Here is a 19,980-nt window from a genome sequence, read left to right as displayed (position 1 = left end):
ACACCTCACCCGATCGATGTGATCCCCGCATTGGAAATGGTGAACCCCTTGCCCGAGGACACGGTGCAGGTGACTCCGTCGGACTTCGATGTGCAGGTGAAGGGACCGACGCCGGCGGTCTGGTCGTAGGCAAGGACGGGCGTGCCCTCTCCAGCGTTGCCGAGGCAGGAAACACCCTTGCAGGTGGTGACGACTCCGCCGGTGGACAGGTGCACGGACTGTTGCGGTTCGTTGGTCTGGCAATAGGCCTCGTCGGGGATGCCCGGGTCGCGCTTGTAGTCGACCTCGCAGCTGATGTTGCGCGACGGAGACAAGAACGCGCACACCGACGCCGTGCAGGCCGGGTTATCCGCTGCGGCCACCGGCATTCGGACCCAGCAGCCGACGACGAGAAATCCGATAATCGCGACCGCACGCTTCATGTCGTCAAACCTAACGGATGGGCAGCCCGGTCAGCGCCCGCGAAATCACCAGGCGCTGGATCTCACTGGTTCCCTCGAAGATGGTGAAGATCTTCGCGTCGCGGTGCATCCGCTCCACCGGGTAGTCGCGGGTGTATCCGTTGCCGCCGAGGATCTGGATGGCCTCGTCGGTGACATACACCGCGGCCTCGCTCGCGACCAGCTTGGCCATCGAGCCCTCGGCGGAGTCGAAGTTCTGGTTGTTGCGGGCCATCCAGCCCGCCCGCCACACCAGCAGGCGGGCGGCGTCGACCCGGCTCTTCATGTCGGCGAGCTTGAACGCCACTGCCTGGAACTCGCCGATCTTGCGGCCGAATTGCTCACGCTGGCAGGCATATTCGAGTGCATATTCATAGGCGGCCCGGGCTACGCCGACGGCCATCGCGCCGACAGTCGGCCGGGTGCGCTCGAAGGTCTTCAGCGCCGCCTGGCCACCCGCCGAGGCGCCGGATTTGACCCGCGCGATCCGGGCCTCGAATTTCTCGCGACCGCCGAGAATGCAGTCCTCGGGCAACCGGACGTTGTCGAGGACCACCTCGGCGGTGTGCGACGCGCGGATGCCGTGCTTCTTGAATTTCTGCCCTTGCGACAGCCCCTTGGTCTCGGGCGGGATGACGAACGACACCTGGCCGCGGGTGCCCAGCTCCGGATAGACCGACGCCACCACGATGTGCACGTTGGCGATACCGCCGTTGGTAGCCCACGTCTTGGTGCCGTTGAGCACCCATTCGTTTGTCGCCTCGTCGAATCGGGCCCGGGTGCGGATGGCGCCGACGTCCGAACCCGCGTCGGGCTCCGACGAGCAGAACGCACCGAGCTTGGGGTCGCCGGGTGTACCGAACATCTCGGGCAAATACTGCCCGAGCTGCTCGGGAGTTCCGTTGCCCGCCAACGCCGCTGCGGCCAGGCCGGTTCCCATGATGGACAGCGCGATGCCGGCGTCGCCCCAGAACATCTCCTCGAACGCGGTGAGGAAGCCCAGGCCGGTCGGTTCGGCGGCCTGCTGTGCAAAGAAGTCGGGGGAGTAGAGGCCCACCTTCGCGGCCTCCTGGATCACCGGCCACGGGGTTTCCTCCCGTTCATCCCATTCGGCCGCGGCGGGGCGGATGGTTTCGGCCGCGAACTGGTGCACCCAATCGCGCACCTCGATGACGTCGTCGCTCAGTTGCATTGAGAAAGTCATGGTTTTACTCCTGGAAGAGGTTGATACTCAACGGTTTCTGGGGTTGGTGTGTTGCGCGAGGACGCTGACGGTCTGGGTGACCCAGGCTTCGAAATAGCGATCCTCGTCGACGTTGCCCGGCAAGCGTCCGGACAGCGCCTGCAGCGTCGCCGCGTGTGACAGGGAAGCGATCGCCACTGCCGCCGTGGCCTCGGGGTCGGGAATGCTGGTACGGCCGGAGCGATTGGACGCGGCCAGCTCATCGGCGAACCGTTGATAGGCGTTGTCGGTGATGACCTGCCAGGTCTTCTCGTCGAGATCGCCGAGCTCTTCGGGTTCGCGCAGCATGACCTTGAGCAAATCCTCGCTTTGGCGCAGGTTGCTCCAGATCAGTTGCCCGGCGGTACGCACCGCCTGCTCGACGCCGCCCGGCTGCCCGGCGTCGAACTGCTCTCGTGCGGCGACGATGCTGTCGATCCGTTGGGTCACCGCCGCCTCCAGCAGTTCACGCTTGGAGGCGAAGTGCTTGTACAACGCGCCCGAGCCGGGGGCGAGGCCGGATGCCCGCTGGATATCGGCGACCGAGGTCGCCGCGTAGCCCTTGGCGGCGAAGAGCTTGAGCGCCTCCGCCAGCAATCGATCGCGTCCCGAATCGGGCATGGTGAGAGAGTACTCACTCACCATGGGGATGGCAAACCGCTGCCGCCCGCACGCACCACGACCGCTGCCAGGTGCAGGTGTCGATCCGACGGCGCGAAATGTTCAGGCCGGTATCAGCTTGAGCGGAAGGTATCGATGGCGGCGGATGATGTTGTTCACCGCCCAGACGGGTTGCCCGACAACCTCGAGACGGTCCACCCGTTGCAGCAGGGCGCGCAAAATGGCAGCGGTTTCCATCCGGGAGAGTCCCTGACCGGCGCAGGCGTGGGTTCCGTGGCCGAAACCGAGGTGGCGCCCGGCGTCGCGACGGATGTCGAAGATTTCGGGTCTGTCCCATTCGTTTTCGTCGCGGTTGGCTGAGGCGTACATGACCAGAACCCGTGATCCGGCAGGTATCGGCGTGCCGGCGATCTCGGTGTCGTGGGGTACCTGGCGGGCGAAGGCTCGCAGCGGCGATTCGTAGCGGATCACTTCGTTGACGGCATTGGGGATCAGCCCGGGGTCCTCTTTCGCCAGGCGCCACTGGTCGGGGTGTGTAGCGAACAGATACAGGGCGTTGGAGATGGCGCTGATCGTCGTGTCCAGGGATGGGGCGATGTAGTCGATCATCAGTGCCGAGCAGTCGTCGTAGCTGAGCCGGCCGGCGTCGACGGCGCAGAGCAGTTCGTGCGCCATGCTTCCGTCCAGGACGGCCCGTTGCCGCACCACACGACGGGCGAACAGCAGCATCTGCAGGCTGCGTGGAGTCGCTTTGACGGCTTGCCAATTGAGCGGGCCGAGGACATCGAACGTGGCGCCGGCCCATTCGATCAAATGCTGACGTCGATCGCGGGGCCAGCCGACGAGATCGGGGACGATGGCGAGCGGCAGGGCCGTCGCCAGATCGGCGACAGCGTCGACGGTGCCGCGTCGTATCGCAGCGTCGACGACGGTATCCGCCATCCTTTCGATGGTTTCGCTGGCGGAGCGCAGTGCCCTGGGCAGCAGCCGGTGAGCAAGAAGCTTCCGGCGTTGATCGTGGTCGGCGCCGTCACTGTTGAGTGTGGTGCCGCGCGATAGTCGGTTACTGAACGGGTTGAGCGCGACGCCGCGTCCGGAGATGAACGCTGAGTCGTTGCGGAGCGTGGCTTTGCACTCGGCATAGCGCGGCAGTGCGTAGACCCGGTGCCGGTGCAGCCGGACCACCGGGCCGGCGTCGCGCAGTCGCCGATAGTGCGGATAGGGGTCGAGCACGGCGGCGCGGCTGTAGATGTCATGCCGGTAGGAGGCGGCCGCATCCTTGCGCCCGTTGCTCATTGGGAATCTCCTCGCTGCCCGGCCGAGCCGCTCATCCGTGACTTGCCGATGCTGACGAAATCGTCACATATGCCGATCAGCTCAGTCAATAGGACCTGATCAACTCACCGGGGTGCGGTGTACCGCCAGGAGTCGAAATGCCTGTAGGCGCGGGGGGTGGCGGTGCGCAATGCTGGGACCTTGGAGGTTCCCAGCGGCGGGCCGCGGACCGGATCAGGCGACGACGGAAGGAACGCAGTGAACGAAGAACAACGCAACGCGATGGCCTCGGGCCACGGCTTCATCGCCGCGCTGGACCAAAGCGGCGGCAGCACGCCGAAAGCTTTGAAGCTCTACGGGATTGGAGAAGACGAATACAGCGGGGACGAGCAGATGTTCGACCTCATCCACCAGATGCGCGCGCGGCTGATCACGAGCCCGAGCTTTACCGGCGACAAGGTGATCGCGACCATCCTGTTCGAACAGACCATGGACCGCACCATCAACGGCGAGGACTCCGCGGCGTTCCTGTGGAAGCAAAAGCACATCGTTCCGTTCGTCAAGGTCGACCAGGGCCTCGCCGACGCCGAAAACGGTGTCCAGCTGATGAAGCCGATGACCAAACTCGACTCCCTGCTGGATCGGGCCGCGGCCTTGGGCATCTTCGGCACCAAGATGCGCTCGTTCATCCAAGAGCCCAGCGAGGCGGGCATCAACGCCATTGTCGACCAGCAATTCGAGTACGCCGCCACGATCGCCGAGCGCGGATTGATGCCGATCGTCGAGCCCGAGGTCAGCATCAAAAGCCCGGACAAGCCCAAGGCGGACGGCCTGCTGGTGGCGGCGCTGCACGCAAAACTCGACGAGCTCCCGGGCGACCGGCAGGTGATGCTCAAGCTGACGTTGCCCGACGAAGACAATCTCTACGCGCCGCTGATCGACCACCCCCGGGTGCTACGGGTGGTCGCGCTGTCCGGCGGCTACAGCCTCACCGAGAGCTGCGAGATCCTGGCCCGCAACCACGGACTGATCGCGAGCTTCTCGCGGGCGTTGACCGAGGGACTGACCGCCCAGCAGAGCGACGCGGAATTCGACGAGAAGCTCGGATCGAACATCGCGGAGATCTACGCGGCATCGATCACCTAGGCGGCCCGGGTCAACGGGCCGGGGGCGAGCCCTGGGTGACGCTGCCGTCGGTGCCGACCGCGATGGATCCGCCGAGCGGCCCGTCGGACGCGTGGATGCGCAGGCTTAGCGGTCCGTCCCTGCGGGACTCCACCGTCAGATAGACGCGGTTGTCGTCGTAGATGTGCAGCATCTGCGGTGCTTGCTGCACGACACCGAGGACGGCCTGCACGTCGAACTTGGCGAGGTCACCCACTGCCGAAGTCACATCGTAAGAGGTGCAGTGGACAGCCGCGCCGGTTCCCGCCGGGTAATCGATCGCGTGCCCCACTAGGCTTCGGGATATGGCTCCGAAGCTGCCCTCGCCGAAGATCTTTCTCGAATGGCCCGTCATCCGTCAGCTGCGTTCGGCCGATGCGTTCGGCCGCGGGCCGGCGGTGACCTCCAGGCACACGCGGGCCCTCGCCCCACGCACCACGACCGCCGACCGCGTCGTGCAAAGCGTCTGCCCGTACTGCGCGGTCGGCTGCGGTCAAAAAGTGTTCGTCAAGGACGAGAAGGTCGTCCAGATCGAGGGCGATCCGGACTCGCCGATCTCGCGGGGACGCTTGTGCCCCAAGGGTTCGGCCAGTGAGCAGCTGGTCAATTCGCCGGGCCGCCAGATCAAAATGCTCTATCGCGCCCCGCGCGCGACCGAGTGGCAGTCGCTGGATCTCGACACCGCCATCGACATGGTGGCCGATCGCTTCGTCGAGGCCCGCCGGCATGCCTGGCAGGACATCGACAAGAAGGGCCACCCCCTACGGCGCACGATGAAGATCGCCGCGCTCGGCGGAGCCACACTGGACAACGAAGAGAACTACGTCATCAAGAAGCTCTTCACCGCCGCGGGCGCGATCCAGATCGAGAACCAAGCTCGTATTTGACACAGCTCCACAGTTCCCGGTCTGGGGACTTCCTTCGGGCGCGGTGGCGCCACCCAATCACTGCAAGACATGGCCAACGCCGACTGCATCATCATCCAGGGCTCCAACATGGCCGAGTGTCATCCCGTCGGCTTCCAATGGGTCGAGGAGGCAAAAGCCCGCGGCGCGAAGCTGATTCACGTCGATCCGCGCTTCACCCGCACCTCGGCCGTGTCGGACAAACACATCCCGATCCGGGCGGGCTCGGATGTGGTGCTGCTCGGCGCGCTGATCAACTACGTCATCAGCAACGACAAGTGGTTCAAGGAGTACGTGGTGGCCTACACCAACGCGGCCACCCTGATCAACGAAAACTACCGCGACGCAGAGGATTTGGGAGGCCTGTTCTCCGGCTATGATCCCGAGACCGGGCAGTACGACCCGTCGACGTGGGCCTACGCCGGACAGGAAGAGGAAGAGAGCCGCCGCGAGCACGGCGCCAGTGCCTCGGCCCGGGCCGCCGGCGACGCGCACGGCAGCGGCGGTCCGCCGTTACCGCACGCCCGCGTGCTGCGCGACGAGACCCTGCAGCATCCGCGGACGGTGTTCCAAATCGTCAAGCGGCACTACGCGCGGTACACCGCGGAGATGGTGCGCGACGTCTGCGGCATCGGTATCGAGGACTTCGACTACCTCGCACGCACGCTCGTCGCTAACTCGGGCCGGGAGCGCACCACCTGCTTCGCCTATGCCGTCGGCTGGACCCAGCACACGCTGGGGGCCCAATTCATCCGTACCGCAACGATTCTGCAGCTACTGCTGGGCAACGTCGGGCGCCCGGGCAGCGGCATCATGGCGTTGCGCGGACACGCCACCATCCAAGGGTCTACCGACATACCGACGTTGTTCAACTTGCTGCCCGGCTACCTGTCGATGCCGAAAGCCGGTGTGCACGACACCTTCGCTGACTACATCGAAGCGGTCGGGCCGAAGAACCAGAAAGGTTTCTGGGCCAACGCCGACACCTACATCGTCAGCCTGCTCAAGGCATGGTGGGGCGACGCCGCCCGCGAGGACAACGACTGGGCCTACCACTACCTGCCGCGACTGTCCGGGCCGCACGGCACGTATCAGACGGTCATGTCGATGCTTGAAGACGAGGTCGACGGGTACTTCCTGCTGGGACAGAACCCGGCCGTCGGATCGGCGCATGGCCGGATGCAGCGCATGGGTATGTCGCACCTGAAGTGGCTGGTGGTTCGCGACCTTAACCTGATCGAGTCGGCCACCTTCTGGAAGGACGGTCCCGAGATCGCTTCCGGCGAGCTGAAGACCGAGGACATCGAAACCGAGGTGTTCTTCTTCCCGGCGGCGTCGCACGTGGAGAAGGCCGGTTCCTTCACCCAGACTCAACGACTGGTGCAGTGGCGGCACAAGGCCGTCGACCCACCCGGCGACTGCCAGAGCGAGTTGCAGTTCTTCTTCGAACTGGGCAAGCGAATTCGGCAGCGGCTGGCCGGATCCACCGACGAACGCGATCGGCCTCTGCTCGATCTGACCTGGGACTATCCCACCGATGAGCATGGCGAGCCCGATTCGACAGCAGTGCTGGCCGAGATCAGTGGCTGCTACTTGACCGGGCCGAAAGCCGGCCAGCCTGTACCCGGGTACACCGAACTGGGCGCCGACGGATCGACGTCCTGCGGATGCTGGATTTACTCGGGTGTGTACGCGGACGGCGTCAACCGGGCCGCCCGTCGGGTACCGCATGGCGGCACCGGCCCGAGCCAGTCGGAGTGGGGCTGGGCGTGGCCGCTCGACCGGCGGATTCTGTACAACCGCGCCTCGGCCGACCCAGACGGCAAGCCGTGGAGTGAGCGCAAGCGCTACATCTGGTGGGACCCCGAGCAGCAGCGCTGGGTCGGTCACGACGTGCCCGACTTCGTGGCCGACCGGGCGCCGGGCAGCCGCCCGGACCCAGACGTCGGCGGCCCGGACGCCCTCGCCGGCGACGACCCGTTCATCATGCAGGCCGACGGCAAGGGTTGGCTGTTCGCGCCCAAGGGAATGGTGGACGGACCGCTGCCCACACACTACGAGCCGCAAGAGTCGCCGGTCGCCAACGCGGTCTACCCGCAACAGCGGAACCCCTCGCGAATCATCTTCCCGCGCAAGGACAATCTGAGCGCTCCGAGCGCGGGCGATCCCGGCGCCGACGTGTACCCGTTCGTGTTCACCACCTACCGGCTCACCGAGCACCACACCGCCGGCGGCATGAGTCGATGGCTGCCCTATCTCTCCGAGTTGCAACCGGAGATGTTCTGCGAGGTCTCGCCGGAGCTGGCCGCCGAACGCGGGCTCGAGCCCTACGGTTGGGCGACGATCATCTCGCCACGCGCGGCGATCGAGGCACGGGTGCTGGTCACCGAGCGGATGACCCCGCTGTGGATCGGCGGCCACACCGTGCACCAGATCGGGCTGCCCTATCACTGGGGTGTGGGCAGCGACGCGCTGGTGAGCGGGGACGCGGCCAACGATCTGCTAGGCGTCACACTGGATCCCAACGTGCAGATCCAGGAGTCCAAGGCCGGGTCCTGTGACATCCGACCGGGCCGGCGGCCGCAGGGCGCGAAGTTGCTGCAATTGATCGAGGAGTACCAGTCCCGCGCGGGCGCCACCGTGGAGACGGACAATATCCGAGTCAGCGAAGCTGTCTGGGAGAGCATCGAACGCGAGCAGGACGGGAAGGGAGGCCAGTGAAGTTCAAGGGTCAGCTGACCGGACCGAGTGACCCTGCCGCCGATGCCGGTTGGGGAGATGCCAAGCCCCGCAAGGGCTTTTTCACCGACACCTCGATCTGCATCGGTTGCAAGGCGTGCGAAGTGGCGTGCAAGGAATGGAACCGCAACCCCCGCGACGGCGACCTCGAACTGCTGGGCTCGTCGTACGACAACACCGGCTCGCTGGGCGCCAGCACCTGGCGGCACGTGGCGTTCATCGAGCAGGGTCGCGACCGGATCGAGGAGGCCCGCGAATCCGGGCGCGCGTTGGTGAGCCTGGGTATGCCCGCGGTCCCCGGTGCTGCCGACGCCCAGGCTGATTCGAAACCGCCCGACACCCCGGAGTTTCGCTGGCTGATGTCCTCCGATGTCTGCAAGCACTGCACCCATGCGGGCTGCCTCGACGTGTGCCCCACGGGAGCGTTGTTCCGCACCGAGTTCGGGACCGTGGTGGTGCAGCACGACGTGTGCAACGGTTGCGGAACGTGCGTCGCGGGTTGCCCCTTCGGCGTGGTCGAGCGCCGCAGCGACGGCACGTATGCGACGCCGGTGGAACGGCCGGGCCGCCCGCAGGAGGAGTTCGTCACCGGCGTCGCCCAGAAATGCACGCTGTGCTACGACCGCCTGATCGAGGACCAGATACCCGCCTGCGCCCAGACCTGTCCGACCACGTCGATCAAGTTCGGCGATCACTACGACCTGGTGGACCGAGCGCGGCAGCGGGTAGCTCAGTTGCACGCCGAAGGGCGCACTGAGGCAAGGCTTTACGGCGCCAACGAGCACGACGGTGTCGGCGGCACGGGGTCGATCTTCTTATTGCTCGACGAACCGGAGGTCTACGGCCTGCCGCCGGATCCGCGGGTGTGCACCGCCGACCTGCCGACGATGTTCAAGCGGGCAACGATGGCCGCGGCCGGCATGGTCGGCGCGGCCGTGCTGGCGTTTTGGAGTAGCCGGTGAGCACCTCGGAATTCGACAGCTTCCGCCCGCCCGAACCCGAGGGGGGCAAGCGGCGTAGGAGACGCGAGCGCGGCGCCCGTCGGGGCGGTGGCAGTGGTTCCGACGGCTCGCGCGAAATGCCGATGGTCCCCGACGCCGAGTTCACCTCGTATTACGGGCGTCCGGTCGTCAAGCCCGCGCCCTGGGGACACGAAGTGGCGGCCTACTTGTTCTTGGGCGGCGTCGCCGGAGGGTCTGGCCTGCTGGCGGCAGGTGCTCAGCTCACCGGACGAAAGAAGTTGCGCCGCAACACAAGACTGTCCGCTCTGATCGCGGTGTCACTGGGCGCGGCCGCGCTGGTGAAAGACCTGGGCCGACCCGAGCGATTCGTCAACATGCTGCGGACCGTCAAACTGACCTCTCCGATGAGCATCGGTTCGTGGATCCTCAGCCTGTTCAGCGGCGGCATCGGGATAGCCGCGGTTGCCGAGATCGATCGGATGACCGGCGAGCGAATTCCGTTGGGCCCGTTGCGGTCCGTGCTGCACGCCGTGGAGGCCCCGGCCGGCCTGGCAGCGGCCGTGCTGTCGCCACCGCTGGCCGTCTACACCGCGGTGCTGCTCACCGACACCGCCACCCCGACGTGGAATGCCGCGTACCGAGACCTGCCGTTCGTGTTCGTCAGCTCCGCGAGCCTGGCCGCTTCGGGATTGGCGATGATCACCACCCCGGTCTCCGAGGCCGGGCCCGCGCGCAAGCTGGCCGTCATGGGTGCGGTCGGTGATCTGATCTCCGCCAGGTTCACCGAGTTCCGGATGGACCCGGTGACCAGAGAACCGCTGCACCACGGCAGGCCCGGCTGGCTGCTACAGACGAGCGAAATACTCGCCGCTGCAGGCGGTTTGGGCGCATTACTCGGCGGGCATCGCCGCGATGTCGCCGCGCTGTCCGGCCTGACGCTGCTGACGGCGTCGGCGATGTTGAGGTTCGGCTTCTTCGAGGCGGGCAAGGAATCGGCCGGCGACCCTCGCTACACGATGGAGCCGCAGAAGCGTCGGCTGGCGGCTCGCCGCGCGGCGGGCATCACCGGCGACTCGATCACCACCGCCCGTTAAAGCGGACTAGCGGACCTCGATGCCCTCGCCGGCGACGGTGTGGCCGATCACCGGGTGACCGGGTAGTTCGCCCACCACGAGCAGGCCGCCCGAGGTTTGCGCGTCGGCGAGCAGCAGGAGATCGTCCTCGGTCATGCCGGGGCCGGGACGCAGATGCGGCCGCACCCAATCGAGGTTGCGCCGAGACCCGCCGGAGACGAACCCGTCACGCAGCGCCGCCCGGCCGGCATCGAGCACCGGCACCGCGGAGCGGTCGAGGACGGCGCCCACCTTTGAGGCCCGGCACATCTTGTAGAGATGGCCGAGCAACCCGAAGCCGGTCACATCCGTGGCCGCGCGCACACCGTTTGCCACCGCGGCCTCGGCAGCGTCGCGGTTGAGCCGGGCCATCGTCGCGATCGCTTCCGCGAACACCTCGCCGGTCTGCTTGTGCCGATTGTTGAGCAGCCCGACCCCCAGCGGTTTGGTGAGGGTCAGCGGCAGCCCGGGTTCGGCGGCGTCGTTGCGCAGCAACCGATTCGGGTCGGCCACACCGGTCACGGCCATGCCGTACTTCGGCTCGGGATCGTCGATGGAGTGACCGCCGATCACCGGGCAGCCGGCCTCCGAGGCCACCGCCAGCCCGCCGCGCAGCACCTCGGTCATCAGCTCCAGTGGCAGTACCTCGCGCGGCCAGCCGACCAGGTTGATCGCGACCACCGGGTGCCCGCCCATTGCGTAGATGTCGGAGAGCGCGTTGGCTGCGGCGATCCGACCCCAGTCGTAGGCGTCGTCGACGACCGGCGTGAAGAAGTCCGCCGTGGACAGCACCGCGATGTCGCCGACTAACACCGCGGCCGCGTCGTCGCCGTCGTCCAGGCCGACCAGAACGTTCCCGCTGGTCTGTCCGGCCAGGCCGCGGACCGCCTCTTCCAGCTCGCCGGGCGGGATCTTGCAGGCACAGCCACCGCCGTGCGCATAGCCGGTCAGGCGGGTCTGCGTCTGGGTCATGCCACGAGCCTACGAGGAGCGGGTGGGCTCACCGGCCGCCCGCCCCGCAGCGACGACGGTCAACGTCGCCACACTCGTGTGCTGGGCGTCGCGGGACGTCTCGGGCCGTTGAGTGTGCGCCCACGGCGGCGACACGCCGGGGCAGGCCGCCGCACCCGCACACTCAACGCCATGACCCGAGCGGACCACTGCGGCGGAGGTGACCTCCGCCTACGGAATACTCGGCGTCGGCGCTGACCACGCTAGTTTGAGCAGGGAGGCGTTTGGGTTCCTGGTGGTCCCCCCGGTCTTCAAAACCGGTGAGATCGAGTATCTCGGTCTGGCGGGTTCGATTCCCGTCCGCCTCCGCCAGCACTGGACGCGAGGAGACCGAGGAGGCACGTGACACAGGTCGACCCGCGCCGCCTGATTCCGCGCACGGATCAACTGCTTTCGCTTCCGCCGGTGCAGGAGGCGCGAAACCGGCTGGGCGAACACGCCGTCAGGGACCTGGTGCGCGACATCCAGGACCGGGCCCGGCGCGGCGACCTGCCGCCCGATCAGGTGCAGGCCGCGGTGCTGGCGTCGCTGGCCGCGCACCGCAACACGAAGCTGCGTCCGGTGCTCAACGCCACCGGGGTCGTCGTGCACACCAACCTGGGCCGGGCGCCGTTGGCCGCGAGTGCGATCGAGGCGCTGGTATCCGCGAGCGGCTACGTCGACGTGGAACTCGACCTCGCGACGGGCACCCGCTCGAAGCGCGCGGTCGCCCTTCGCCAAGCGCTGCTGGATGTCTGCCCCGGCGCCGAGGACGCGCTGGTGGTCAACAACGGCGCCGCCGCGCTGGTGCTGGCGACCACCGCGCTGGCGGCCGGCGGTGAGGTCGTGGTGAGCCGCGGCGAGCTGATCGAGATCGGTGCCGGATTCCGGCTGCCCGACCTGATCGCCTCCACCGGCGCCCGGCTGCGTGAGGTCGGAACCACCAACCGCACCCACCTGAAGGACTACGCCGACGCGATCGGGCCGCAGACCGGATGTGTGCTCAAGGTGCACCAGAGCAATTTCCGGGTGCAGGGATTCACCTCCGCCGTCGCGGTGTCCCAGCTGCGGGCGTTGGCCGACGAGAAGTGCGTGCCCTTGGTCGTCGACCTCGGCAGCGGGCTGCTCGCGCCCGATCCGCTGCTGCCCGACGAGCCGGACGCCGCCACCACGCTGGCCGAGGGCGCTGACGTAATCACCGCCAGCGGCGACAAACTGCTGGGCGGCCCGCAGGCGGGCATCGTGCTCGGCCGCGGCGATGTGGTCACCCGGATGGCGCGTCATCCGCTGGCGCGCGCCGTGCGAGCCGACAAGCTCACCCTCGCCGCGCTTGAGGCGACGATCCGGGCCGGCACCTCACCGGTCACCCAGGCCCTGCACGCCGATCCCGAACGGCTGCGGGCGCGTGCCCAGCGTCTGGCGGCGGCGGTCGGCGCGTCCGTCGTCGCGCACGACGGCCGAGTCGGTGGCGGTGGAGCCCCGGGCGTGCCGTTGCCCGGGTGGGCCGTCCGCCTGCCCGAGCCCGCGGCGGCCGTCCTGCGTGCGGGCGACCCGGCGGTGCTGCCGCGGGTACACGACGGCGCTTGCCTGGTGGATCTGCGCTGCATCCCCGAGTCCGACGACGACCGTCTGCTGCACGCGGTGCGCGCCGCGCTGGCGGGAATGTCCGAGGCGGACCGCTGAGCACCCACGTCCTGGCCACCGCCGGCCACGTCGACCACGGCAAGAGCACCCTGATCCGCGCCCTGACCGGCATGGAGCCCGACCGGTGGGAGGAGGAGCGACGCCGCGGCCTGACCGTCGACCTCGGCTTCGCCTGGACCACCCTGCCGTCGGGCCGCGAGGTGGCCTTTGTCGACGTGCCCGGACACCAGCGCTTCCTGGCCAACACGCTGGCCGGCCTCGGCCCCGCGCCGGTGGTCTGCTTTGTCGTGGCCGCGGACGAGGGTTGGCAGGCGCAGTCCGGCGACCACCGCGACGCGCTCGCGGCGCTGGGCATCCGGCACGGCCTGATCGTGGTGACCCGTGCCGACCGCGCGCCGGACCGTGCCACCGAGGTGCTGGCGCAGTCACGTGACGAGCTGGCCGGCACCGGGCTGCGGGATGCACCCGGCGTCGTCGTGTCGGCGGTCGACGGGACCGGGCTGACCGAATTGCGTGCCACCCTCGATCGCGTCTTGGAGCAGCTGCCCGCGCCCGAAACCACCGCCCGGGTGCGGTTGTGGGTCGATCGCTCCTTCACGATCACCGGCGCGGGCACCGTCGTGACCGGCACGCTCGCGGCGGGCACCGTGGCGCGCGGCGATCGGTTGAACGTGCTCGGCGCGGACCGGCCGCAATCGGTGGTGATCCGCGGTTTGCAGAGCCGCGGCGAGCCCTACCCGACGCTGGGGCCGGTGGCGCGGGTCGCGCTGAACCTGCGTGGCGTCTCGCGCGACGTCATCCACCGTGGGAGCGCGCTGGTCACCCCTGGAGCGTGGGCGAGCACCGGCACACTCGACATTCGCCGCACCGCCGGCGGCCCGTTGACCGAGGCTGCCGCCCGGCTGGTCGTCCACGTCGGTACCGCGGCCGTGCCCGCGCGGATGCGGCCGTTCGACGACGACCATGGCCGGCTCACGCTCGACCGGGCACTGCCGCTGGTGCTCGGCGACCGATTGGTGCTGCGCGACCCGGGCGGCCAGCGGGTCCTGGGCGGCGCCCTGGTGCTCGACGCCGATCCTCCGGTGCTGCGGCGGCGCGGTGACGGAACCCGTCGGGCCGCGGCGCTGAGTGCGATGGACGCGGCCGGCGACGTCGGCGCCGAGGTGGCGCGCCGCGGCGCGGTGCGGGAGAGCCATCTGCGCCGTCTGGGGTTCCTATCATCAGCGACACCCGAGAGCGTGCGGGTGCTCGACGGCTGGTGGGTGCACGCCGCGACGTACGAGGCCTGGCAGCAGCGTCTAAGGGCCGCGGTCGAGGAACTGCATGCGCGAGACCCGTTGGCAGAAGGGCTATCTCGCGGTGGCGCGCGTGACCTGCTGGCCCTGCCGGACGAGTCGCTGCTCGACGCGGTCACCCGCGACGCGGGACTTGAGCAGCGGGGCGGCCACATCCGGGTGCCCGGCGCTCGCGACGACCTCGGGTTGGCCGAGGCCGCCGTGGGCGAACTGGAAGCGCGACTGCGGGCCGAGCCCTTCCGCGCGCCGGAGGCCGACGATCTGTCGGCGCTGCAGCTGTCCGCCCGCGAACTGGCCGCGGCCGAGCGGGCCGGGCGGGTGCTGCGGCTGCGCGACGGCGTCGTATTGTTGCCCACCGCACCGGCTTTGGCTATGCGGGAGTTGGCCCGGCTGGAGCAGCCGTTCACCACCAGCCAAGCGCGCCAAGCCCTCAACACCACCCGGCGGGTGGCGATTCCGTTGTTGGAACACCTCGACGCGCGGGGCTGGACCCGCCGACTCGACGCCGGTCATCGCGAGGTGCTGCGATGAATCCCATTGTGGGGGAGGTATTTAGGTGATCATTGTCGTTGGCGCGGGAATATGTGGTCTCGCCGCCGCCTATGAGTTGACCAGACGCGGTGAGCCGACGGTTGTGTTCGAACGCGGCGAACCGTTCTCCGAACTGTCCGCGGGTCTGGCGCGGATCTTCCGCATCGCCCATCAGCGCCCAGCGCTGTGCCGGCTGGCCATCGCTGCCCGCGCCGGCTGGCAGCGTTGGGAGAGCGAGCTCGAGGTGGGGCGGCTGCTCGGTTCCGAGGGCTTCGTCGCGGCGGCCCCGCCCGAGGAGACCGCAACGGCGATGACGGAGGCCGGCGCCGAATTCTGCTGGCTCGACCGCGACCAGATCCAGGCCCGGATACCGTTTGTCACGCCGCCCTGGCAGACCGGGATCTTCGATCCGCTCGGCGGCAGCCTACGCATTCGCCGTGCTCTGAGCGCCTTGGCGGCCAAGGTGGAGATCAGGCGCGGCCAGGTTGTCTCGCTCGGCGACGACGGCTCGGTCCGTCTCGCGGATGGCACCGTGACGCGGGGCGACCAAGTTCTGGTGTGCGTGGGAGCCCAGACACCGGACCTGCTGGGCCCGCTCGATGTCGAGCTCACCCCGCACACCCGCTACACGTACGAGGGCGCCGATGCCACCGGCGCCGCCTGCCTGGCGGCACCCGAGGGCTACGGGCTGCCACTGGGCAGCACGGGCCAATGGGCGTTCGGTCAGCCGATACCGGAGCCGCCCAGGGTGCGCGCGCTCTTCCCGTCGCTGTCGCCGGTGGGCCAGGTGGATTGCTTCACGGTGCACGCACCGTGGCTCGACGCGGGCGGGGATGGGTGGAAGGCGGTGCGCCGCGGCCGTGTGGTTGGCTTCGTCGGCAACAACCTGATGAAGTTCGGGCCGTTGCTCGGGGAGCTGCTCGCCGAGGCCGCTTGCAGCGAGGGGCTACCCGTCGAGTTGAATCTTGCATGAATCGAAAGTTTCTGCACCGCAGGCGATTTCAGATGCGTATTGGAACGCGTCTTTTGTGTCACGCGGTCGAGCGGTCCAGTGGACGATCAATGGGCCATGATGGTCGCGAAGCAGTAGTAGTTCAGCAAGGGAGCCCACCATTCGCGCGTTGAGAAGAATTCGACTGCCGATGCGTGTCTTGTCTTTGCGTACCATCGTCATCGTTGCGCAATTGGGCGTGATCGCTCTCGTCGTCACGCTGGGTGTATGGGTCTGGGTGGGCGTCACCAACGATCAATACAGCCAGCTCGACCGCCGCCTGGACTCCGTGAGCAGCCTCGGCGATATCAACACCCTGCTCAGCAGCGGCCGCCAGAGCACTCCCGACCGGCCCTCGCCGGATGGCAATCTGGTGCGCACCGCCCGCATCGGGGCCCTGACCGTGGCAGTGCCCAGCGACATCGTCTTGCCCCAACTCGCCAACGGCTACGCGAACACCACGATCAACGGCGTGCAGTACCGCGTCCGTACCTTCAACGCGGGTCCGGTATCGATTGCGCTCGCCGCGCCGCTGGCCGAGGCTCAGCATCGGATCAACGAACTGCACCTGCGGGTGTTGTTGATCTGCGCCGGCGTGATCACCGGCACTTTCCTGGTCGGCTGGGTGATCTCGTTGATCATGGTCAATCCCTTCGTGCTGCTGGCCCGGCAAGCCCGCGCCATCAATGCGCAGTCCAGCCCCGACGAGGTTCAGGTCCGCGGCGTGCGGGAGGCCGTCGAGATCGCCGAGGCGGTCGAGCAGATGCTGGACCGCATCGGCAACGAGCAGCAACGCACCAAGGCAGCACTCGAGTCGGCTCGCGACTTCGCCGCCGTCGCCTCCCACGAGCTGCGCACGCCGCTGACCGCGATGCGCACCAACCTCGAGGTGCTGTCCACCTTGGAACTGGCCGCCGAGCAGCGCAGTGAGGTCATCGGCGACGTCATCCGTACCCAGAGCCGCATCGAAGCGACGCTGACCGCGCTGGAAAGGCTGGCGCAGGGCGAGCTGACCACCGTCGACGACTTCGTCCCGTTCGACATCACCGAGCTTCTGGATCGCGCCGCGCACGACGCGCTTCGCATCTACCCCGACGTGGAGGTGTCGCTGGTACCGTCGCCCACCGTTTTGATGGTGGGATTGCCTACGGGCCTGCGGCTGGTGATCGACAACGCCATCGCCAATGCCGTCAAACACGGTGGTGCATCGACGATTAAACTCGCGGTGAGCAGTTCGGGTGAAGGCGTCGAAATCGCGATCGACGACGACGGCACCGGCGTCCCAGAATCCGAACGCACCGCGGTATTCGAACGCTTCTCCCGCGGTTCGACGGCATCGCGGTCGGGTTCCGGACTGGGGCTGGCGCTGGTTGCCCAACAGGCAGAATTGCACGGCGGGGAGGCATCCCTGCACGCCAGTCCGCTGGGCGGAACCCGACTTCTGCTCAAGTTGGCAGGCGACGGCCGCGGTCCCGCTTGAATCGCTAAATGAAATATCCAGCAGGCCAACCGGTTTAGCGCGGAAGAGGGCTAGCGCCGGGCATTTACTTAGGGTACCCTAACTTCAACGACGAGTTAGGAGACGCGATGTCGACGACCTGGATGGATGCTCTGCTCCACAAGCGCCGCCACCAAGGCGCCGCTCCCTATCCGCATCAGGCGGCATTCTTTCTCAACAATCCGGTCCGCCGGACGCTGTCCAACCCGGCACGCAAGGTCGACAGCATCGGCCTCACCGGTTCCGAGCACGTGCTCGAAGTCGGGCCCGGCCCGGGCTTCTACAGTGTGCAGATCGCTCGTCGGCTCACTTACGGCCGGCTCGACCTGTTCGACCTTCAACCCGAGATGCTGGACAAGGCGCGGCGGCAGCTCGAGCGGGCCGGATTCCACGACGTCGGCTTTACAACGGGTGAGGCGAGCGACGGATTTCCTTACCCCGATGACACTTTCGACGTCGCGTTCCTGGCGGCCGTGATCGGCGAGGTGCCCGACAAGCCGGCCTGCATCCGTTCCCTGGGCCGGGTGCTGAAGCCGGGAGGGCAACTCGTGTTCGCCGAAGCGTTTCCGGACCCGGACCGGATGAGCGTGCGGGAATTGCGCGATCTTGTCGAGCCCGAGAACTTCGAATTCGGGCAAGCGACCGGCAATCGATGGCACGACATCGTGCGCTTTCGCAGGGCTGCCTGACCTAACGCTGCTGCTGTGCGACAACGGCTTTGAGTGTGCGATCACGCCGGCTGGCGTCGGCGTGTCGCCGCACTGAACGCACACTCGACGAACGGGACTACAGCGTTACAGCGGGGCCTGGTCGGTCAGGTTGAGCATCAGGTAGGCCAGGCAGAACAAGAAGTTCAGCACCAGCAGAATCATCCCCGCGAACATCAGCGAGCGGGTGCCCTGGCGCTGGAGTTGCTTGCGTTTCGCGTTGCGCTCGTCGCGCTTGATCTGGGTCGCGATGAGAGCGAAATTGACGTCGGTCATTTCTTCTTCGGTGACGGGCATGCCCGCGAGCATCTGCTGCAGACGAACCGGACCGGTGTCGACACCCACGTCCGCGAAAGACCGGCACATCCGTCGCGCCCGCCGCTGGCCGACGATCTGATATCGCATGTACAACCGGTGCGGTAGCTGCCCCTGTTCGTCACCACACGGATTCGACGCGGTCGTCACAAGCCGGAAGTCTAGACCCGTGACGGCGCTTTCGGGGGGCGCTCGCCATTAAATTGTCGACGCGAATTCGCCGGGTTCTCCTATGCCCCCGGTCATCCGATCGGATTCCGGTAGGTCGAGGTAACGCTCGAGATTGCGGTGCATGTTGATCACCCGACGCTCCTCACCGGAGAGCACCACGTGGGTGAATCCGGGTTGGTGCATACCGCGCTGCAAGCCCGGGAGCACCCGGATGTCTTGGGTGAGCACCAGGCCGGGCTCGGCCTCCGCGGCGTTCACCCGAACGTCTGTCGGCTTGTTGCGCGCGGCGCCCGGCGGCATCCGCGTCATCAAGAACATAACCAACTCGCCCTGATCGGGAGTCGAGCCGGGATCGGGGCCGGGGCGTGAGCACATGATCGTCAGGTGGTCGGCATTGGCCAGCAACGTCATGTTCGGGAACACGTTGTACTGGTGTAGCCGGGTGATCCGATCGGTGTCGGCCCAGTCCAGGTCCACGCCCCGCGAAGCCGCGAATTCCCGGGTACGATCCGCGATCAGCTCCTGCACCGTCTGTCCGGGCCGGCGTTCGTCGGCGGGGAAGGGAGTGCCTTCGGCCGCTCCCATCAGCGCACCTTGGGTGTATACGTAAGCGTCCCAGACCTCTTCGTCGCTCAAAGTGCCGTCGAAGCGAGGGCTCGGCACGCCATAGGGCTGATCGGACTTACCCGTGTGTCCCCAGATCTGTTGTGGCGCATGGATGTCATCGATGCAGCGCAGCAATTCCGGGTGCAGGGTCTGGACGTGGTAGGTCTCGCTGTACCCGTCGGCGATCGTCTTCCAATTTGCCTCGACGTCGACCGTAAGGGTCGCGTAGCAGCGGAAGTCTTCCAAACGACACCAGGCGATGTCATCGGGAATCGCCTCTAGATACTCGATCAGCGGCATCGCGCCCAGGTCGAGATTGACGAAGACAAGGCCGGCCCAGCTGTCGACCTTGGCCGGAACCAGCGGGAAGTCGGACATGTGCAGGGCGCCGAAGCCCTTGCGGTTGGGGACCCGCTTGAGCGTGCCAGCCAGATCCCAGGTCCACCCGTGATAGCCGCATTTGAGCTCGCGCAGTCCCGAACCCGAGCCGGTGCACAGCGAGTTGCCGCGATGGCGACAGGCGTTCTGGAATGCCCGCAGCACGCCGTCGTGACCGCGGACGATCAGCACCCCGTAAGGGCCGCAGCGATATTCGAAGTAGTCGCCCGGTTCGGCGACGTGGTCGACCATGCAGGCGACCTGCCATACCTTCGGCCACATGCGCTCGATCTCGAGCTGTGCGAATGCCGGCGAGTAGTAGCGCTGCGCCGGCACCAGCGTCGGGCCGTCGGGCGGGGTGCCGATCGCATCCTCGTCCCGGGTGCGTGCCGGATTGCCGGCAGCCGCGGTCAC

Annotated in this window: 17 protein-coding genes and 1 tRNA gene; 10 read left to right on the top strand and 8 right to left on the bottom strand. The window is 67.5% G+C overall.

The features are described from left to right. Positions 1-5: 5 nt before the first annotated feature. The 4 genes from SKC41_RS06890 to SKC41_RS06875 form a co-directional block, all read right to left on the bottom strand. A complete protein-coding gene (locus tag SKC41_RS06890; RefSeq protein ID WP_330976947.1) occupies positions 6-422 on the bottom strand; it encodes a DUF6636 domain-containing protein in 417 nt (138 codons plus the stop codon). Between the two features lie 10 nt (positions 423-432). Then, positions 433-1,644 carry an acyl-CoA dehydrogenase family protein gene (locus tag SKC41_RS06885; RefSeq protein ID WP_330976946.1) on the bottom strand — a complete coding sequence of 404 codons (1,212 nt, stop codon included), beginning with the start codon at positions 1,642-1,644 and terminating at the stop codon, positions 433-435. A gap of 27 nt (positions 1,645-1,671) precedes the next feature. Further along, entirely contained in the window at positions 1,672-2,283 is a 612-nt protein-coding gene (locus SKC41_RS06880) for a TetR/AcrR family transcriptional regulator (RefSeq protein WP_330976945.1), read from the bottom strand. Positions 2,284-2,385: 102 nt separating this feature from the next. Beyond that, complete coding sequence (locus tag SKC41_RS06875; RefSeq protein WP_330976944.1) at positions 2,386-3,579, bottom strand: cytochrome P450; 1,194 nt, start codon at positions 3,577-3,579, stop codon at positions 2,386-2,388. Positions 3,580-3,816: 237 nt separating this feature from the next. Here SKC41_RS06875 and SKC41_RS06870 point away from each other — a divergent pair, with 237 nt between their 5' ends. Continuing rightward, positions 3,817-4,704: a fructose bisphosphate aldolase gene (locus tag SKC41_RS06870; protein ID WP_330976943.1), complete on the top strand. Its 888-nt coding sequence runs from the start codon at positions 3,817-3,819 to the stop codon at positions 4,702-4,704. A 10-nt stretch (positions 4,705-4,714) separates the two neighbouring features. Here the strand turns inward: SKC41_RS06870 and SKC41_RS06865 are convergent, their stop codons facing one another. Further along, complete coding sequence (locus SKC41_RS06865) at positions 4,715-4,951, bottom strand: hypothetical protein (protein ID WP_330976942.1); 237 nt, start codon at positions 4,949-4,951, stop codon at positions 4,715-4,717. A 76-nt stretch (positions 4,952-5,027) separates the two neighbouring features. On the opposite strand from SKC41_RS06865, the gene fdh reads away from it, so the two are divergent. The 3 genes from fdh to nrfD are packed head-to-tail and all read left to right on the top strand — an operon-like array spanning position 5,028 to position 10,422. Further along, positions 5,028-8,348: a formate dehydrogenase gene (gene fdh / locus SKC41_RS06860; RefSeq protein ID WP_330976941.1), complete on the top strand. Its 3,321-nt coding sequence runs from the start codon at positions 5,028-5,030 to the stop codon at positions 8,346-8,348. Next, positions 8,345-9,328 (top strand): 4Fe-4S dicluster domain-containing protein, encoded by a 984-nt coding sequence (locus SKC41_RS06855; protein ID WP_330976940.1) that lies wholly within the window; start codon positions 8,345-8,347, stop codon positions 9,326-9,328. The genes fdh and SKC41_RS06855 overlap by 4 nt, the downstream gene beginning before the upstream one ends. Next, complete coding sequence (gene nrfD, locus SKC41_RS06850; RefSeq protein ID WP_330976939.1) at positions 9,325-10,422, top strand: NrfD/PsrC family molybdoenzyme membrane anchor subunit; 1,098 nt, start codon at positions 9,325-9,327, stop codon at positions 10,420-10,422. Before SKC41_RS06855 ends, nrfD begins: the two co-directional genes overlap by 4 nt. A gap of 6 nt (positions 10,423-10,428) precedes the next feature. Here nrfD and selD read toward each other — a convergent pair whose 3' ends face one another. After that, a complete protein-coding gene (gene selD, locus SKC41_RS06845) occupies positions 10,429-11,412 on the bottom strand; it encodes a selenide, water dikinase SelD (protein ID WP_330976938.1) in 984 nt (327 codons plus the stop codon). A 255-nt stretch (positions 11,413-11,667) separates the two neighbouring features. Here selD and SKC41_RS06840 point away from each other — a divergent pair. The 6 genes from SKC41_RS06840 (at position 11,668) to SKC41_RS06815 (ending at position 18,078) form a co-directional block, all read left to right on the top strand. Beyond that, positions 11,668-11,763 (top strand) — tRNA-Sec (locus tag SKC41_RS06840). 30 nt (positions 11,764-11,793) lie between these two features. Continuing rightward, positions 11,794-13,113 (top strand): L-seryl-tRNA(Sec) selenium transferase, encoded by a 1,320-nt coding sequence (gene selA, locus SKC41_RS06835; protein ID WP_330976937.1) that lies wholly within the window; start codon positions 11,794-11,796, stop codon positions 13,111-13,113. Then, on the top strand, positions 13,110-14,900 hold the full coding sequence (gene selB / locus SKC41_RS06830) for a selenocysteine-specific translation elongation factor (RefSeq protein ID WP_330978778.1): 1,791 nt from the start codon (positions 13,110-13,112) through the stop codon (positions 14,898-14,900). The genes selA and selB overlap by 4 nt, the downstream gene beginning before the upstream one ends. A 25-nt stretch (positions 14,901-14,925) precedes the next feature. Then, on the top strand, positions 14,926-15,873 hold the full coding sequence (locus tag SKC41_RS06825; RefSeq protein ID WP_330976936.1) for an NAD(P)/FAD-dependent oxidoreductase: 948 nt from the start codon (positions 14,926-14,928) through the stop codon (positions 15,871-15,873). A gap of 169 nt (positions 15,874-16,042) precedes the next feature. Further along, a complete protein-coding gene (locus SKC41_RS06820; protein ID WP_330976935.1) occupies positions 16,043-17,371 on the top strand; it encodes a sensor histidine kinase in 1,329 nt (442 codons plus the stop codon). A gap of 122 nt (positions 17,372-17,493) precedes the next feature. Next, positions 17,494-18,078, top strand: coding sequence for a class I SAM-dependent methyltransferase (locus tag SKC41_RS06815; protein WP_330978777.1), 585 nt, complete (start codon positions 17,494-17,496; stop codon positions 18,076-18,078). A gap of 105 nt (positions 18,079-18,183) precedes the next feature. Here SKC41_RS06815 and SKC41_RS06810 read toward each other — a convergent pair whose 3' ends face one another. Beyond that, entirely contained in the window at positions 18,184-18,561 is a 378-nt protein-coding gene (locus tag SKC41_RS06810; RefSeq protein ID WP_330976934.1) for a hypothetical protein, read from the bottom strand. Between the two features lie 48 nt (positions 18,562-18,609). Beyond that, complete coding sequence (locus SKC41_RS06805) at positions 18,610-19,980, bottom strand: aromatic ring-hydroxylating oxygenase subunit alpha (RefSeq protein WP_330976933.1); 1,371 nt, start codon at positions 19,978-19,980, stop codon at positions 18,610-18,612.

It is taken from the genome of Mycobacterium sp. 050128 (genome assembly GCF_036409155.1).
Taxonomy (GTDB): Bacteria; Actinomycetota; Actinomycetes; order Mycobacteriales; family Mycobacteriaceae; genus Mycobacterium.
The sequence above is the reverse complement of the archived record's forward strand: the minus strand, read 5'-3'. Positions and strand labels throughout refer to the sequence as shown.

Coding starts and splice junctions, on each gene's coding strand:
- SKC41_RS06880 (WP_330976945.1), bottom strand. CDS start 2,283: ATGCCCGATTCGGGACGCGATCGATTGCTGGCGGAGGCGCTCAAGCTC.
- SKC41_RS06890 (WP_330976947.1), bottom strand. CDS start 422: ATGAAGCGTGCGGTCGCGATTATCGGATTTCTCGTCGTCGGCTGCTGG.
- SKC41_RS06815 (WP_330978777.1), top strand. CDS start 17,494: ATGGATGCTCTGCTCCACAAGCGCCGCCACCAAGGCGCCGCTCCCTAT.
- selD (WP_330976938.1), bottom strand. CDS start 11,412: ATGACCCAGACGCAGACCCGCCTGACCGGCTATGCGCACGGCGGTGGC.
- SKC41_RS06875 (WP_330976944.1), bottom strand. CDS start 3,579: ATGAGCAACGGGCGCAAGGATGCGGCCGCCTCCTACCGGCATGACATC.
- SKC41_RS06885 (WP_330976946.1), bottom strand. CDS start 1,644: ATGACTTTCTCAATGCAACTGAGCGACGACGTCATCGAGGTGCGCGAT.
- SKC41_RS06820 (WP_330976935.1), top strand. CDS start 16,043: ATGCGTGTCTTGTCTTTGCGTACCATCGTCATCGTTGCGCAATTGGGC.